This is a genomic window from Limnobaculum eriocheiris, assembly GCF_021010575.1.
Taxonomy (GTDB): domain Bacteria; phylum Pseudomonadota; class Gammaproteobacteria; order Enterobacterales; family Enterobacteriaceae; genus Limnobaculum; species Limnobaculum eriocheiris.
This window is the reverse complement of record NZ_JAJNAG010000057.1, coordinates 1-16723: the sequence shown is the minus strand read 5'-3', so window position 1 is coordinate 16723 and position 16723 is coordinate 1. Positions and strand designations below refer to the sequence as shown.

The following is a 16723-nucleotide window of genomic DNA, read 5'->3' as shown; positions in this document are numbered from 1 at the left end:
GGTGGAATGACCGTTTCGGATCACATCACTCGTTTCAGAACAGCGGGGACAAACTACATCAATCTTTGCCATCAATCATCCAAAGGGCGAAGAATACCACAACACTAAATATGCGTCACGACCGAATGAACGATTTATTGATCACTTGCATTCATTTGTTTTGATATGGCATACGTCCCGTAAAAATGTAATCCCTCCCGAATTTAGTCTTACCACTTAATAGAGTCCTTTGGTTAAAATGTAACCAATGGAGGTGCGCTATGAAGAAAATACGTTTCACCGAATCCCAGATCTTGAGAGTCCTGAAAGAAGTCGAAGGCGGTCGACATGTAAAGGATGTTTGTCGTGAGAATGGTGTTTCAGAGGCCAGTTACTATAACTGGAAGTCCAAATATGGTGGTATGGAGTCCTCTGATATCAAACGAATGAAAGAGTTGGAAGAAGAAAACCGACGACTGAAGCAGATGTATGCCTCTTTGAGCCTGGACCACGAAATTCTCAAGGATGTCGTCGCAAAAAAACTTTAACGGTTCCCGAAAAACGCGAACTGGTGCGCTATGTCATGACGGAACATCAGACCAGCGAGCGACGCGGGTGCCGAATGATTGGTATTAGCCGAAGTCTTTTGCATTATCGCCCGAATACCGAACGGGATATTCCGGTGATCGAGGCGCTCCAAAATTTAGCGGATCACTATCCGGCCTATGGATTTGGCCTGATGTTCAACAAACTGCGTCAGGCAGGGCACTCGTGGAATGAGAAAAGCGTTTATCGAATATATCGTCTGTTAAAACTTAACCTCAGACGTAAAGGTAAAAAACGTTTACCCAACCGGCATCTGCGGCCTCTGGTGGTCCCTGTTAACATGAATCACTGCTGGTCAATTGATTTTATGAGCGACGCCTTGATGGATGGAAGGCGCTTCAGGTTGTTTAACGTAGTTGATGACTTTAATCGAGAAGCACTGGCAGTCGAAGTGGATTTAAATATCCCGGCGCATCGTGTAGTACGCGTTCTGGAGCGACTCAGCGCAGAAAGAGGTTATCCAGCGTTTATCCGAAGCGATAATGGGCCGGAACTTACCGCAGCAGCCTTATCGGAGTGGGCTGAGCAGCATGGGGTTATACTGGATTTTATTCAACCGGGAAAGCCAATGCAGAACGGATTTATTGAGCGTTTCAATAAGACATTACGAACGGAAATACTCGACATGTATCTGTTCAGAACGCTGTCTGAAGTACGAGAATTAACAGAAAACTGGCGGACGGAATACAATGAAGAACGCCCGCATAGTTCACTAGGCAATATACCGCCGGTTATCTATGCAAGGCAAAAACTAGCTGGGGACTCTAACTTGCGGTGGTACTAAAAACTGGGGGGACTACAAAAACAGACGATTCTCTTTTAGAGAGTTTCCAGTAAACGTTATAGGTTCCCTTTAGAACATAAAAAGCCAAGCTTACTCATTAATAATTATTTTCCGGTTTTTTTCTTATTTTTTATTAAAGGAAGCTAGACCGCAGGTAAAATTTGATAAAAATCAATTGTGAGATGGTTTTTTAATAGAAATTAAAAATAATCACAATCTCTTCAAAATTGAGATCATCAATCAACTCTATGATTTAAATGTAAATAATTCAAATTAAATTAATGTCTCAAGTTGTCAACTGTCAACCTTAACAGGTATTTGTCCAAAATCAATTTTGATATAACACCCCCAATATAAAGCTTAATAGCCGGATTATTTTTCATACTAATTAAGCTCAATTCAATCATCCCGGATATACGTCATTCAAAAAATCGAATATCGCTTTTATCAATAACCAACAGACAAACCACGGTTATCGACCATGAGGCAGTACCTCATCCGAGCGCTCGGATATTTCAGTTAGTTGATACACAAGGAAATAGGGAACGTAGTTGTGGTGTTTTTTACCAATAAGGATCAGGACTAAAACTATGGCTGACAGCTTTCAAAACGAAGTTCCCGCTGCGCGCGTCAATATCAAGCTGGATCTTCATACCGGTGGTGCACAGAAAAAAGTTGAGTTACCGCTGAAATTATTAGTGATGGGAGATTACAGCCACGGTCAGGAAAATCGGCCCATTGCTGAAAGAGAAAAGATCTCCATCAATAAAAATAATTTTAATGCCGTATTAGCGGATTTAAACCCGAAAACCAAACTCACCATCAAAAACACCCTGGCCGGTGATGATAGCGAAACGAACGTATCGCTAAGTTTTAAAGATATGAAAGATTTTGAGCCGGAGCAGGTAGCCAAACAGATCCCGGCATTACGTTCATTACTGGCCATGCGTAATTTATTACGCGACCTGAAATCCAACCTGCTGGATAACGCCACTTTCCGTCTGGAGCTGGAACGTATTTTAAAAGATGAGCAACTGTCGGACGAACTGCGCGCTGAATTAGCGGCAATTGGTTCGTTGCCAAACGGCGCTGACGCTCAGTAATCATTTTTCTTTGATACGTATTTTATAAGGATTGTTTATGTCTACCTCTACACAAGATCCCCGTTCCAAAACGGCCAGCACCGTCGTAAAAGATGCCAGCAGCGTCTATCAGTCGCTGTTTGATAAAATTAATCTCACGCCGGTGGCGCAGTTTGACGATATCGTTAAGTTTCAGGATAACGATGCGCTGGCGGAAGCCTCTGCTGACGAACGCGTCACCATGGCGGTGAATGTATTTCTGAATATGGTTCAGAAATCAGCACAAAAAGTGGACAAGCTGGATAAGAGCCTGCTGGATTTCCATATCAGCCAAATCGACAAACAACTGAGCGAACAGCTGGATGCGGTGATGCATCACCCTGAGTTTCAGTCTATCGAGTCAGCATGGCGCGGTTTGAAGTTTCTGGTTGACCGCACCGATTTTCGTCGTAACGTCAGGATCGAAGTGCTGGACGCCTCAAAAGAAGCGCTACAGCAAGATTTCGAAGATGCGCCGGAAACCATCCAAACCGGTTTTTACCGTCATACCTACATTCAGGAATATGACACCCCGGGCGGTGAGCCAATTGGTGTGACCATTTCTAACTTTGAGTTTGACCGTGGTCCGCAGGATATCGCACTGCTGCGCAATATCTCTAAAGTGGCAGCGGCGGCGCATATGCCGTTTATTGCCTCCGTTGGCCCGGCTTTCTTTGGTAAGAACAACATGGAAGAAGTGGCAGCGATTAAAGATATCGCTAACTACTTTGATCGTGCTGAATACACCAAGTGGAAGAGCTTTCGCGATACGGATGATTCCCGCTATGTGGGCTTAACGCTGCCACGCGTTCTGGCACGTCTGCCTTATGGGCCAGACACAGTACCGGTGCGTAACTTCAACTACACCGAAGAAGTGAAAGGGCCGGATCACGACCGATACCTGTGGACCAACGCCTCCTTTGCGTTTGCTGCCAATATGGTGAAAAGCTTCGTGCGTAACGGCTGGTGTGTACAGGTTCGCGGTCCGCAGGCGGGCGGTCTGGTTGATGATCTGCCCATCCACCTGTATGACCTGGGTACCGGTAATCAGGTGAAGATCCCAACGGAAGTGCTTATCCCGGAAACCCGTGAATTTGAATTCGCCAACCTGGGCTTTATTCCGCTGTCATTCTATAAAAACCGCGACTATGCGTGCTTCTTCTCGGCTAACTCAACCCAGAAGCCGGCCCTGTATGACACCAAAGAAGCCACCGCCAACAGCCGGATCAATGCCCGCTTACCGTACATCTTCCTGCTGTCGCGTATTGCCCATTACCTGAAAGTGATTCAGCGTGAAAACATCGGCGCCACCAAAGACCGCCGCGTACTGGAGCTGGAGCTGAATGCCTGGATCAATAATCTGGTCACCGAAATGACTGACCCCAGTGATGAAGTTCAGGCATCGCATCCGCTGCGTCAGGCAAAAGTGACCGTAGAAGATATTGAAGATAACCCGGGCTTCTTCCGCGTGAAAACCTTCCTTATTCCTCACTTCCAGATTGAAGGCATGGACATCAATTTATCGATGGTTTCTCAAATGCCAAAGGCCAAGGCTTAATCTTATCCGGAGTTTGAAATAATGAAGATCCACCGCCCGTTATGGAGCGAAGGTGCGTTTTTGTCGCCGGAACAATTCCAGCAACAAAGTCGATGGGAAGCGTTTAGTAACGATCAGATTGCCAGGCTCTGCCTGGCTAATCCCTGGGGCGTTCAGCGCGTGGCGTTTGACACTCAGGCGCTGACACTGAATAAACTCAATGCAGAAAGCTTAAGCGTGCGTTTTCCCGACGGCAGTTGGGTGGATACCGACGTCTCGGATGCTCTGCCTCCGGCCCGTGACCTGAAACAAAGCATTCCGGCCGACTGCAATGAAGTGACGGTGCTGTTGGGGTTGCCACTGTTGCATGCTAACGGTGGAAACTGTCATCAGGAGGGGAACTACGCTGAGCGGCCATTACGCTACCGGCAGGAATGGGTAGACATTCAGGACGTGTTTGGTCAGGGCAATGAGTCCATTGCCGTTGAGCGCTATGCGCTGACGCTGCTGTTTGATTTTGAAGAGCAGGGGGATTATCTCACCTGTCCATTGGTTCGCCTGAAACGTGATGCGAATGGTCTGTTTGCCCTTGAACCGGCTTTCCTGCCGCCGTTACTGAGTTTAGCCGCCAGCAATGGCGTACTGACCCGGCAACTGGATATGTTATGCACGCAGGTGCAGTCAAAACGCCAGCGCCTGATGGGCATGCGCCGTGAACGCAATCAACAAATGGCGGAATTCGCTGTGGCGGATGTGTCGCTGTTCTGGTTGCTTAACGCGCTGAACAGCCATGAGCCGTTGCTTAAATTCTTGCAACAATATCCGGTTACCCATCCGGAACAGCTTTACCAGCAACTGGTCTCACTGGCCGGTGCGCTGCTGACGTTCTCGCTGGAGCATGACGTTGAGGCGATCCCGTCTTATCAGCATACCCAACTGGACCGGGTGTTCCCGCCGCTGTTTAAGCTGACGGGCCAACTGCTGGAAGCCAGCCTGCCATCCCGTGTCATGGCCGTCGATCTGGTTCACAGCAACGGTACCCGCTGGACCGGTCGTTTGCAGGACAGCCGCCTGACCGAAGAGGCCGATTTCTATCTGTCAGTACGTTCATCGTTACCGGCGCATCAACTGCTGGAACTGATGCCGGTGCTGTGCAAAGTTGGCTCTCCGGATGATGTGAATCAAATCATTAACTCAGCGCTGTCCGGCGTTCCGCTCAAAGCATTAAGCCATGTCCCGGCGGCTATTCCGCTGCGTCTGGATAATCAGTACTTCGCGCTGGACTTAACCCATCCGGCCGCGCAGAGCATGCTGGCAGCACGTTGCTGCGAGTTTTATGTTCCGCGCTCGCTGCCGGACGTTTCGCTGGAACTGTTTGCGGTATTTAAATCATGAGTCAAAACCTGAAAAGTGTCTCCATTGATGAACTGCTGCGTGATGTCGCCCTGACGGTGGTGCATTTGCGTGCCGGGTCCGTGGTAGAGCAGGGGGAGGCGCTGTACAAACGCTGTGTGGAACAAATCAACCAACTGCGTCAGCGCTTAACCGAAATGCAATGCGCGACGGACGTGGTGAACGATATCAGCTACGCCGCCTGTGCGTTGCTGGATGAAACCGTGCTGTTGCGCAATAACGATGAAGGGTACAACGTCTGGCAGGGCACACCCTTACAGGTCACCTTCTTTAAAACCTATCAGGCGGGTGACGAGCTGTTTGAGCGTATCCGTCAGCGTATTCGTCATCCGGAAGGGTCACCGCTGGTGCTGGCCTGTTATGACCGCATTTTGGGGCTGGGTTTTCAGGGGCGTTATCTGTCGCAGCCACAAACGGAAAGAGAACAGCTGGTGATGGCGGTTCGTGAGCGGCTGCCGGGGTCCTCAACGGGTAAAAACCTGTCGATGATCAACGCGGTGCAGGGAAACGGCGGCTTCTGGCGTCACGCTTCATTGCTGTTCTGGACCGGGATTGCCGTGATGGCGGTGATTTTACTGTACATGCTGTTACGCCAGCATCTGGACAGCACGCTGGTTCAGCTATTACAGGGCGCATAACGACTTTTCAATCCGGCACTGTAATAGCCGCCGGTATGAAAACCCATGCCATTCATCCGGCGTTTTACAGGAGCAAAAAACTGACACAGACACCGGGAAAACCCCGGAGGTATTGACCTTAAGACGTGTGGACAGCTTAGCGTTATACCCGGGTTAGTTACCCTGTCGATGGGGTAAGACGTCCTGCAAACGATACGGCATGGCAAAATCGACGTGGGATTGACATTAAGGATGTGAAAGTGGGTGATTACCCTTGGCGAGTGCAGCTGCTGTATGCCACCTGTCTCTGTCTGGCTCTGCTGCTGTTCTTTCTACCTTTGCCAACCGGCTGGGTAGTTATAGGTTGTGTGCTGACCCTGTTGGTCAGCGGATATAAAGGGTGGCGCACCTTACGGTATACCCGACAGGTTAAGCAGGTATCCCCTTATCTGGATGCGCTGGACAAACAACTGGAAGCATTGCCGGAGCGCCTGAGGCGCCGGTTACCGGTGATATTCGTCACCGGCGATGCCACCGCCCGTTACTTTGCCGAACAAGAGGATAAGCAGGTAGCGGTAAGCGGCAAGTGTATCTGGATTGCGGTACCGGATATGTCAGCGCTCTCCCTGACGGCCGATGCCCTGACCGGTCGCTGGCCTGATATGGCAGGAAGGACCGGGGTGTTGTTCACCCTGACCCCGGAACGCTATACCAACAGCCCGTCACTGGTGGGCTATCTGCAAACATTTCGTCAGTCATGGGCGGATGCCAGTAAAACCAGCGGCTATAAGCTGCCGGGCTATCTGGCCGTCAATGCCCGACTGGGTGATGAGCCATCAGAGTCAGCCCCCTGGTTCTGGTGGAATAAGCAGAGTCCGGGAATACGTCTTTTAGATGACTGCCACACACCGCTAAATCAGTGGTGTCAGCAGGGAGAACCGCAACAGCAATATCGGCGCCAGCATCGGGCGGTGATGTTGAAAACCTTACAACAGTGGCTGGATGAGCAGGTTATTCAGGTACTCAGCGATACACAACAACCGGTTCCCTCGTGGATACCGGGGGCGGTAGCGTGTCTGAACGTCAGTTTACCGGTGGACAGTGAAAACGTCTGGCGGCGCTATCTGGAAGAGGTCACCACCTTATCGCTGCCGGCCGCTTCAACGGCGAATGAGTCAATCCCTCTGCCTGAGCGGTTAGTGGAAGACATGCCGGTGTACCGTCAGCTACCGGCCAGGAAACGGGCGCTGTGCCATGCCGTGATATTGACGGCGTTATTTGCTGCGGTTGCGCTGTGCGCCTCGGCTTATAACAACCGTCAGTTGCTGCACCATATCGCCGGGGATCTGACAGCCTACCGGCAGATTGCCATGGACCGCTATGACGAGAAGTTAGCCAGCCTGAACGTGCTGAAAACCGACCGTCAACTGTTGGATAAGTATTACCGGGAAGGGGAACCCGAGCGACTGGGTGTGGGGCTGTATACCGCGGGGCGATTAATCATCCCGCTGGATAGGGCAATTAAACATTACCAGCCACCCCCTCCGCCGCCTCCACCCGAGGAGCTACCGAAGCTGGTGCGACTGGACAGTATGTCGCTGTTTGATGCCGGAAAAGCGCAGTTGAAAGCCGGTTCAACCAAAATTCTTGTGGACGCGTTAATCAATATTAAAGCGAAACCGGGATGGCTGATCCTGATAGCAGGCCATACCGATGTCACAGGAAATCCACAAAGTAATCAGACGCTGTCACTGGCCAGAGCGGAGTCAGTCCGCGACTGGATGATACAAACCAGTGATATCGAGAAAACCTGTTTCGCCATTCAGGGGTACGGGGCCACTCAACCGATTGCTGACAATGAGACAGCAGAAGGGAGAGCGGCTAACCGCCGGGTGGAAATCAGTCTGGTGCCGGAGGCGTCGGCGTGTCAGCCGAACGCCGGGCATCAGATATCTCAACAAAACTAAGGAGAGAGTAATGGCAATTCCTGCATATCTGTTTGTTAAAGACGATGGCGGTGCAGACATCAAGGGATCGGTGACGGTTCAGGGACGTGAAGGCAGTATTGAACTGGTTGAGTTTGACCATAAGGTTCATATTCCAACTGATGGTAACACCGGCAAATTAACCGGTACTCGCGTACATGCGCCGTTGACCTTTGTGAAAGAAGTGGATTCATCATCCCCGTACTTGTACAAAGCGGTGACCACCGGTCAAACCCTGAAATCCGCTGAAATCAAATGGTTCCGTATTGATGATTCCGGTCAGGAAGTGGAGTACTTCAACACCCTGATGGACAACGTGAAAGTGGTTTCCATCAAGCCCATCATGCACAACATCAAAGATCCCAGCAAAGAGCGTTACAACCACCTGGAAGAAGTGGAAGTGCGTTACGAAAAAATCACGTGGACTTACAAAGATGGCAACATCATCCACGCTGACAGCTGGAACGAAGGCCGCAGTTAATTGCGACTGTCAGGGCTTAATGTGAAGCAGTCCTGAAACAAGCAGCAATGCACCGGTGGATTTCTGCCGGTGCATCTATCTCCAATATAAAATCATGTTGTGCCAGGGAGCTGCCAATGATCACCGATCCTTCCGTATTACTACGCCGATTAAACCCGTATTGCGCCCGCGCGTTAGACGCCGCCGCCAGCCTGTGCCAGACGCGTGCACACCCAGAAATCACCTTAGAACACTGGTTGCTGAAATTGCTGGAGCAAGGGTGCGGCGATATGACGGTGATCGCGCGTCGTTATGAGCTGGATTTGGACAGCGTATGGCAGGCTCTGCTTAACCAACTGGAAAGCTTACCCCATACGGTACAGCAAAAGCCGGTCTTATCCGGCGTGGTACAAGAGCTGTTAAAGTCAGCCTGGCTGATTGCCTCGCTGGAAAATCAGGCGGATTCCGTGCGTTCAGCCCATATTCTTCAGGCGCTGATTGACAACCCTCAATGGCTGAAAGCCCGTGACGCCTGGCCGTTACTCAGCGTATCTCAGGTTCAGCTTCAGCGTTTATTACCCATTCTGGACGAGCTGTCTGATGAGAGCCCGGCGCGGATTAACGCACCCACCTATGACAGCGCTGAATTCGCCCGTACGGATATCCCCCCGACGGCACCGGGCACGCTAAATAACACGGCCCCGGTACAGTCCGGTGCATTAGACCGTTTCACCATCAACCTGACCGCCAGAGCAAAAGAACAAAAAATCGATCCGGTTTTTGGTCGTGATGTGGAAATTCGTCAGATGGTGGATATTTTATCCCGTCGTCGTAAAAACAACCCAATTCTGGTCGGTGAGCCCGGCGTAGGGAAAACGGCGTTGGTTGAAGGTTTGGCCTTACGTATTGCCGAAGGTAACGTTCCGGACAGTTTAAAGCCGGTCAATATTCACACGCTGGACTTAGGTCTGCTTCAGGCAGGTGCCGGCGTGAAGGGGGAGTTTGAACAGCGATTAAAAAATGTGATTGAAGCGGTACAACAATCACCCACGCCCATTCTGCTATTTATTGATGAAGCCCATACTATTATCGGTGCCGGTAATCAGGCGGGGGGCGCCGATGCAGCTAACCTGCTGAAACCTGCGCTGGCCCGGGGTGAACTGCGCACCATTGCCGCCACCACCTGGTCTGAGTACAAGCAGTATTTTGAGCGCGATGCGGCGCTGGAACGTCGCTTCCAGATGGTCAAAGTGGATGAGCCGGATGATGAAACGTCAGCCCTGATGCTGCGCGGCCTTAAATCCCGCTATGCCCGGCATCATGGCGTCCATATTTTAGATGAAGCGGTTCGTACCGCGGTATCCCTGTCGCGCCGCTATATCACCGGCCGTCAGTTACCGGACAAAGCGGTGGACCTGCTGGATACTGCTTCGGCCCGGGTGCGCATGGGGTTAGATACCATCCCGGAAGAAATCACGCTGTTAGAAGCCCAGCTTTCCGCGCTGGAGTATGAGTACATTGCCCTGAGTGAAGACCGTGAGCTGGGCGAGGCCATCCCGGCGTCCCGTCCGGAAGAGATTAAAACGAAACAGCAGGAACTGATCCAGAACATTGAGCAACGCACCCTGCAATTTACCCGTGAAAAACAAATTATTGAGCAACTGATTGAATTACGCTCCTGGCTGAATCAGTCGGATTTACCGCAAACGCCCCAGGAGATAACCGGGCAGATTCATCAGCTTCAGCAGCAGCTTTATGCAGTACAGGATTCGGTACCGCTGTTATCGCTGGATGTGGACAGCCGCACCGTTGCCAGCGTGATTGCTGACTGGACCGGCGTTCCGCTAGAAAGCCTGATGAAAGATGAGCAAAGCAACCTGCTGATGTTAGAAAGTGAACTGGCGCAGCGGGTCATCGGGCAGGATGAAGCCCTGACATCACTGGCGCAACGCCTGCGGGCGGCAAAAACCGGACTGACGCCGGAGCAGGGGCCATTAGGGGTGTTCTTACTGGTGGGTCCGTCGGGTATCGGAAAAACCGAAAGTGCACTGGCGCTGGCGGATATTCTGTTTGGCGGCGAACGCTCGCTGATTACCATCAATATGTCTGAATATCAGGAAGCCCATACGGTTTCTCAACTGAAAGGCTCTCCTCCGGGCTATGTGGGCTACGGCCAGGGCGGGGTCCTGACGGAAGCGGTACGCCGTCGCCCTTACAGCGTGGTTCTGCTGGATGAGGTGGAAAAAGCCCATCGCGATGTGATCAATGTGTTTTATCAGGTGTTTGATCGTGGCTTTATGCGCGATGGTGAAGGGCGTGAAATTGACTTCCGCAATACCGTGATTCTGATGACCGCTAACCTTGGCAGCGATGACATGATGGCGCTGCTGGAAGAGCAACCCCAGGCCACCACCGCCATGCTGCATGAAGCAATCCATCCGGTTTTACGCGACCACTTCCAACCTGCCTTACTGGCTCGTTTCCAGACCGTGATTTACCGTCCGCTGGGTGCCGAAGCGTTAAGAAAAATTGTCGCGATAAAAATGGGCAAGGTGGCTGAAAGATTGCAGCGCCACTACGGCATTGAGTTCCGGGTGGAAGAGAGCCTGTTTGACGAGCTGGTAAGTGCCTGCCTGTTGCCCGACAGCGGTGCCCGCAATATCGACAGCCTGCTGAACCAGCAAATCCTGCCGGTCTTGTCACAAACGCTGCTGCAAATGCAGTCACAGCAGAAAAAAGTCAAAGCGCTGGCGCTGGGTTACCGCGAACAGGACGGCATCACGCTGGATATCATTGAACAGGGAACCACCCCGATTGCACATTCTGTACCGGAAGCAGAGATAACCCTGGGCGTTTGCGAGTCAGAAAAGGAGTAACGGAATGAAAGACCAACTGATAAAAAAGGGTAAAGATCTGCTGGACGAACAGCTTCAGGCCTTTGGTCTGGGCGGAGTGTCAGGTCAGAGCGGCAATGGCAGCGGTACCAGCAGTTCTGCCGCAAGCTTTTCATCATTAGGTGATGGTTTAAACCGTTATCAGTTGGCGATTGATGGCTTGAACGCCCCACTGTCTGTGTTAAGCGTACAGGGTCATGAACACCTGAGCGAAACCTGGCAATACGATATTCAGTTTACCGCACAGCATGGCCTGACCATGGAACAGGTGTTGAGTGAAAAAGCGGTATTCACGCTGGCACCGGGTGGTATCAGCAGCCTGAGCGGTGCAGCCGGTCAGTTAAGCCATGAACTGATGAGCGCATTTAACGCCTTTGGTGGCATGTTCAGCGACAAGATTGGCAGCGCGCCTCATTCACCTTCCGGTGGTTTCTCCATTAACAGCGTCAGCCAGATGGCTAATCGCGGTATGGGGATGGTCAGTCAGGCCAGTTCTGCTGCGGGCAAACTGGGGGGAATGGCGAATTCTATTGGCGGTATCGCCGGTAAAGCCTCGGGCTTATTGGGCAAAGCCGGCTCCGGCCTGTCCTCCCTGAGCGGCATGGCCAGTTCGCTGGGCGTCGGTGAAAGTGAAACCCGGATTATCTACGCGGTGGTCACCGCCTTCAGTCAACTGACCAGTTCAGCAGACGAAGCCCGTTATTCGGTGACTTTATCACCCCGTTTAGCTCTGCTGAATAACACCCAAAACAGCGCCATTTTCCAGAATCAGACGGTGCCACAGGTGGTGGAGCAGGTTCTGCGTCAACATGAAATGACGGGTGTAGATTTTCGCTTTGAGCTGACAGAAACCTACCCGGTAAAAGAGTACATCTCCCAGTGGCAGGAGAGTGATTTAACCTTTATTCGCCGCTTACTGGCGGACAGCGGAATTTGGTTCAGCTTTGAAACCCATGCCAAACACAGCTGTGATGTGGTGGTGTTTGGTGATTCTGAACAGCAATATCAGGACGGCCCCTCCGCTCATTATCGTCAGCCATCCGGCAATAACGATAATGGTGTGGAATCAGTCTGGGACATGTCGGTGGCACGTAAAACCGTGCCGCAAAGCGTGCTGACTCAGGATTATAACTACCGCAACGCGCAAACCGGCATGAAGTCGGACGTCAACGGCGCGCAAAAAGATAAAACCACCCGTGGTCAGCACTACGTCTACGGTGAGCACTACCGTGATAAAGGCGAGGATACCAATCACGCCAACGCGCAGGATGATTTGTCCGGGCAGTTCAGCAATATGATGCCGAATGGTCTGGGGGATATTCCCGGCGTCAGCCAGTTAAGCGGCGTGGCAGGTTCGGTGAGCACGGCTACCGGTTCAGCCGTATCCGGCGTGACCGGTGCGGTACAGAATATGACCGGTCAGGTTAAAAGTGCTTTTGACAGCGCTGGCAGTTCCCTGAGTGGTTTATCGGATAAGGGCGGTGACCTGCTAAATGGCCTGAACGACAATGAAGGTGAAGACAGCGCCAGTGATGAACCGGAAGCTGTCGGTCAGGGAGCCTGGTACGCCCGTCTGCGCCATCAGCGCTTTATGACCGAGCAAATCACCATCAGTGGTAAAACTACCTTATCTCATCTGGCACCGGGACAAATTCTGACCGTCTCCGGCTCGCCGATAGCGGAAGCGGGCAGCGGTATTCTGATTGTGTCGGTAGAGACGCAGGGCGACCGTCAACAGGCTTATGTTATCAGCTTTACCGGTATTCCTTACGACGTCCTGCGCCCGTATCGTCCGGCTCGTCTGGTCTGGCCGACCATCAGCGGCACCTTACCGGCACGGGTGACCAGCCCGGATAACGACACCTACAGCTATATCGATGCACAGGGTCGCTATCGGGTGAAGATGGACTTCGACCTGAACGACAGCTGGCGCAAAGGGGAAGAGAGCCTGTGGATGCGGCTGGCAAAAGCCTACGCCGGTGAAACCTACGGTATCCACTTCCCGCTGATTGACGGCACCGAAGTGGCCATCGCCTTTACCGAAGGCAACCCGGACCGGCCATACATCGCCCACGCCATGCACGACTCCCGCCACGGGGATGTAGTCACCATCGCCAACCATAAGCGCAACCTCATCCGCACCCCGGCCAATAACAAACTGCGCATGGACGACGAGCGCGGCAAAGAACACATCAAAGTCGCCACCGAATACGGCAAAACCCAGCTGAATATGGGGCATCTGGTGGATGCGGAGCGTAAACAGCGAGGGGAAGGGTTTGAGCTGCGTACCGATGAGTGGGGGGCGATACGGGCGGGGAAAGGGCTGTTTATTACTACTGAAGAGCAGTCAAAAGCTCAGAAGCAGCAGTTAACCATGGACAGTGTGATTGCTGAATTAGAGCAGGCGCACAAAATGGTGGAATCACTGAATCAAATGGCAGAGGCCGCTAAAGCTGAGCTGGCTGACCTTCAGGCACAGAGTGCATTATTACAATCATCACTTGATAATTTAAAAGGCCAGGCAGTTTTAACTTATGCACCGGCTGGAATTGCTTCAGTTACCCCTTCGAGCATTCAAAATACGGCAGGTGGAAACATCATTCAAACGGCTCAGAATACCGTTGATATCAGTGCCTTTAAACGCTTTGTTGTTACAGCAGGTGAAGTTATTAGCCTGTTTGCCAATAAAATGGGGATCAAAATTTTTGCTGGTAAAGGGAAATTAGAACTTCAAGCTCAAGATGATGAAATGAACTTAACCTCTAAGCAGAATATGGTGATTACCAGTACAGATGGTGAAGTCATGGTAGTTGCAAAGAGCCGTTTGACGCTGGCATGTGATGGGGCCGCTATTGTGATGGAAGGTGGGGGAATTACGTTTATTGGCCCTGGGGACCTGAAAGTGAAAATGGCAAGCCTCAATATTATTGGGCCAGAAAGTTATTCACCGCCAGCGCCAGTGTTGCCTGCTGGCTCCTCTTGTAAGGAGAATTTGTAAACATGGATGCACTATTATCCGTCATAAATCATGACCGTTCTCTCTACCGCTATTTATTGCTTGACCCTTTGGTACCAATGGGAAATCTAAGTCCAATACATATAGATACATTAACGGAAATGTTCGGTCAAAACCGGGTTATGCCCGTATTGCGTCCCGAAATTGCTTATGATCCGTTATCCTGTCCTCAATTGATTCTTATTTCTCATCCCAGCCAAGATGTTGATATTGATCTCCTCAGGAACAGTCTAAATTGGGCCAGAAAAGAGAGTACATATACAAAACGTTATGTATGTAGCTGGATAACCAGCAAAGTCCAGCTTCAAACGTTGTCAGAGCGTCTTGTTGAGATTGGACTATTAATGGGGAGAACGATGGGGTTGCCTTTTGTTCCCTATTTTGAGCCTTTCAGAATGCAACTACTTCAGGAAGGAAATTCCATTTGCCCTGAGTGGTTAATTTCGGCATTAAAAGATATTGAGACCTACAGCTATTTCTCTACCACATCGGGCTTAAAGACTATCCGTCAGACAGATTATTCACTATTGGATATGGAAGTTTTTATTACCGAAGAGGCTAAGTTATATCAGCGAGAGGCCCGAAAGATCCTTCACCTTTTTTTAGCATGGCATGAGTTGTGTGAACAAAGAGGGATACCTTTGACTGAGTGTCGTTTGATCGACGTTGCTGAAATATATAAAGCGGGTCGAAATATGGGGCTATTAAATACAGAGGATAACTTTGTGTTTTCTTTAAATTCACTGCAATACGGTAACTTATTAAATAGCCCGGAACTTTCAGCGGAAATAGTCTCTGTATTGAAAGATGAGGGTAGTTTAGCTGAAAGATTTAGTCAGTTAGATGAGCGTATTTTTTTATCACTGGACAGAAGATAACAGGGATTCATAGATGAGCGATCATAAAACAAATTGTATTGAAGCTAAAAAAGCTGCGGATATTGCTAACGGTGGTTGTGGTGTCTGCGAACGTTTAGGGTTCCCTCTATTTTTAGTTAGAAAATCAGCGGTAAAAAAACAGTTAAATGGTATTAAGTGGTCGGCTGGTATTCCGTCATTAAACGACAGGGAACCAGAAGAAGCGCTGAAAGCACATGAATATGTACTAAGAACATTAAGAACTGGCTATGTATATGTCCTGTTAGAGCCTAAAGTGGGTGGGGCTAAAGAGTTTTTAGGGTATGAGGTCACGCCAGATGGTGCCTTTCGTTATCGTTCTATTAAAGAAATGCGCGAAACCGATGTTAAACCGTTACCGGAAAGTTGCGTAAAAGACGATCATACTTTGCCTTCGTTATTTATTAACGTTGATATGTCTATTCATAATGAAACGGTGTGGATTGCTTACAGCCGTCGGGCATGGTCAGAGAAGGTTCGTTCAAAATATACATCAGCAGATGCGGACTTAACGCGCTTTACTAAAGTGATCATTAATGACGGATCAAAGGCCGAACCATCTCAATTATCACCCGGCAGAAGTTTTGATTTTGATAAATTGATAAACGGTGAAATTAAGTTATTAGAGTTTGAGAATGAAACGCTGAAAGGTAAATTTGATACGGCACACAACTTTAATTCTTTGGCTAAAAAAGGCACTAAAGATAAATTAAATAATATTGCTGCACATTTGGCTAAAAAGAATAACTGTAAAGTCGGCGTGATATTAGTTGAAGATACCTTTGGACTGGCAGAAGAGTTTAATAAACAGCGCCTGATAAATTGTGAACCATTAATTATGCCAGCTTGGGAACAGGCCAAATTAATGGATGATAATATTCAAAAAGCGTTTAAAGACTACGCTGAAAATACTGATGCTATGGGGAATAAGAAAGAGGCTCAGTCAGCAATTGACAGTTATATGAACCGAGCATTAGATAGCAAATTGCCATTAAAGAAACTCAGTGATGAACTATTTAAGATTTTCCAGAATTCTCCAAAAACAACAGCGAAATTAAAATCAAATCGAGTACCAGAATATTTTAAACAAGAGTTGGTCTATCAACGTAAAATAATGTCCTGTATTACCAGTTATAAAGCTGGTCTACGGGATTATTTTGATGAAAAGTTTACTGAACCTCAGTATCGTGATTTTTCTGGCCCCACAGGAGATCCAAGAGGTGATGCCTATAATGCCCGGGAAAAAGCTCGGTTATTAAGTGAAGGCTGGGAAGAGATTGCCTTACCCCCAACGGATAAAGTGACCAGTCTGGGCCCGAAGACCAGACTGGTTCTTACACCAGAAAAAGCCGCTGAGTTTGGCTTTAAAAAAGAGTGGGAAAAACTGCAGAAGAGACTTTCCACAGATAAACTTG

At 49.8% G+C, this 16723-nt stretch carries 12 protein-coding genes; 11 read left to right on the top strand and 1 reads right to left on the bottom strand.

What is annotated here, in order from left to right; genetic code table 11:
- The coding region (locus LPW36_RS16110; RefSeq protein ID WP_338085959.1) for an IS1 family transposase at window positions 1-72 on the bottom strand (72 nt) is incomplete at its 3' end.
- Window positions 73-260: 188 nt separating this feature from the next.
- On the opposite strand from LPW36_RS16110, the gene LPW36_RS16105 reads away from it, so the two are divergent.
- The 11 genes from LPW36_RS16105 to LPW36_RS16055 all read left to right on the top strand — a co-directional run.
- Window positions 261-1369, top strand: a protein-coding gene (locus tag LPW36_RS16105; protein ID WP_230611429.1) for an IS3 family transposase whose coding sequence is annotated in 2 segments (ribosomal slippage) — window positions 261-513 and window positions 513-1369 — 1110 coding nt in all. Because the reading frame shifts where the segments join, the coding sequence is not laid out codon by codon here.
- A 590-nt stretch (window positions 1370-1959) separates the two neighbouring features.
- Window positions 1960-2472, top strand: a complete 513-nt coding sequence (gene tssB / locus LPW36_RS16100; RefSeq protein WP_230611425.1) for a type VI secretion system contractile sheath small subunit — start codon at window positions 1960-1962, stop codon at window positions 2470-2472.
- Between the two features lie 37 nt (window positions 2473-2509).
- Complete coding sequence (gene tssC, locus LPW36_RS16095; protein ID WP_230611421.1) at window positions 2510-4048, top strand: type VI secretion system contractile sheath large subunit; 1539 nt, start codon at window positions 2510-2512, stop codon at window positions 4046-4048.
- A 21-nt stretch (window positions 4049-4069) separates the two neighbouring features.
- A complete protein-coding gene (gene tssK / locus LPW36_RS16090; RefSeq protein WP_230611418.1) occupies window positions 4070-5422 on the top strand; it encodes a type VI secretion system baseplate subunit TssK in 1353 nt (450 codons plus the stop codon).
- Window positions 5419-6078, top strand: coding sequence for a type VI secretion system protein TssL, short form (gene tssL, locus LPW36_RS16085; RefSeq protein WP_230611414.1), 660 nt, complete (start codon window positions 5419-5421; stop codon window positions 6076-6078). The genes tssK and tssL overlap by 4 nt, the downstream gene beginning before the upstream one ends.
- Window positions 6079-6317: 239 nt before the next feature.
- The gene (locus LPW36_RS17890) at window positions 6318-8024 is read left to right on the top strand and encodes an OmpA family protein (protein WP_230611411.1); all 1707 of its coding nucleotides are present in this window, start codon (window positions 6318-6320) and stop codon (window positions 8022-8024) included.
- A 10-nt stretch (window positions 8025-8034) separates the two neighbouring features.
- Window positions 8035-8523, top strand: a complete 489-nt coding sequence (locus tag LPW36_RS16075) for an Hcp family type VI secretion system effector (protein ID WP_230611408.1) — start codon at window positions 8035-8037, stop codon at window positions 8521-8523.
- A gap of 116 nt (window positions 8524-8639) precedes the next feature.
- On the top strand, window positions 8640-11378 hold the full coding sequence (gene tssH, locus LPW36_RS16070) for a type VI secretion system ATPase TssH (protein ID WP_230611405.1): 2739 nt from the start codon (window positions 8640-8642) through the stop codon (window positions 11376-11378).
- 4 nt (window positions 11379-11382) lie between these two features.
- A complete protein-coding gene (locus LPW36_RS16065) occupies window positions 11383-14394 on the top strand; it encodes a type VI secretion system Vgr family protein (RefSeq protein WP_230611402.1) in 3012 nt (1003 codons plus the stop codon).
- Between the two features lie 2 nt (window positions 14395-14396).
- Window positions 14397-15290, top strand: a complete 894-nt coding sequence (locus LPW36_RS16060) for a hypothetical protein (RefSeq protein ID WP_230611398.1) — start codon at window positions 14397-14399, stop codon at window positions 15288-15290.
- Window positions 15291-15303: 13 nt separating this feature from the next.
- The coding region (locus tag LPW36_RS16055; protein ID WP_338085993.1) for a toxin VasX at window positions 15304-16723 on the top strand (1420 nt) is incomplete at its 3' end.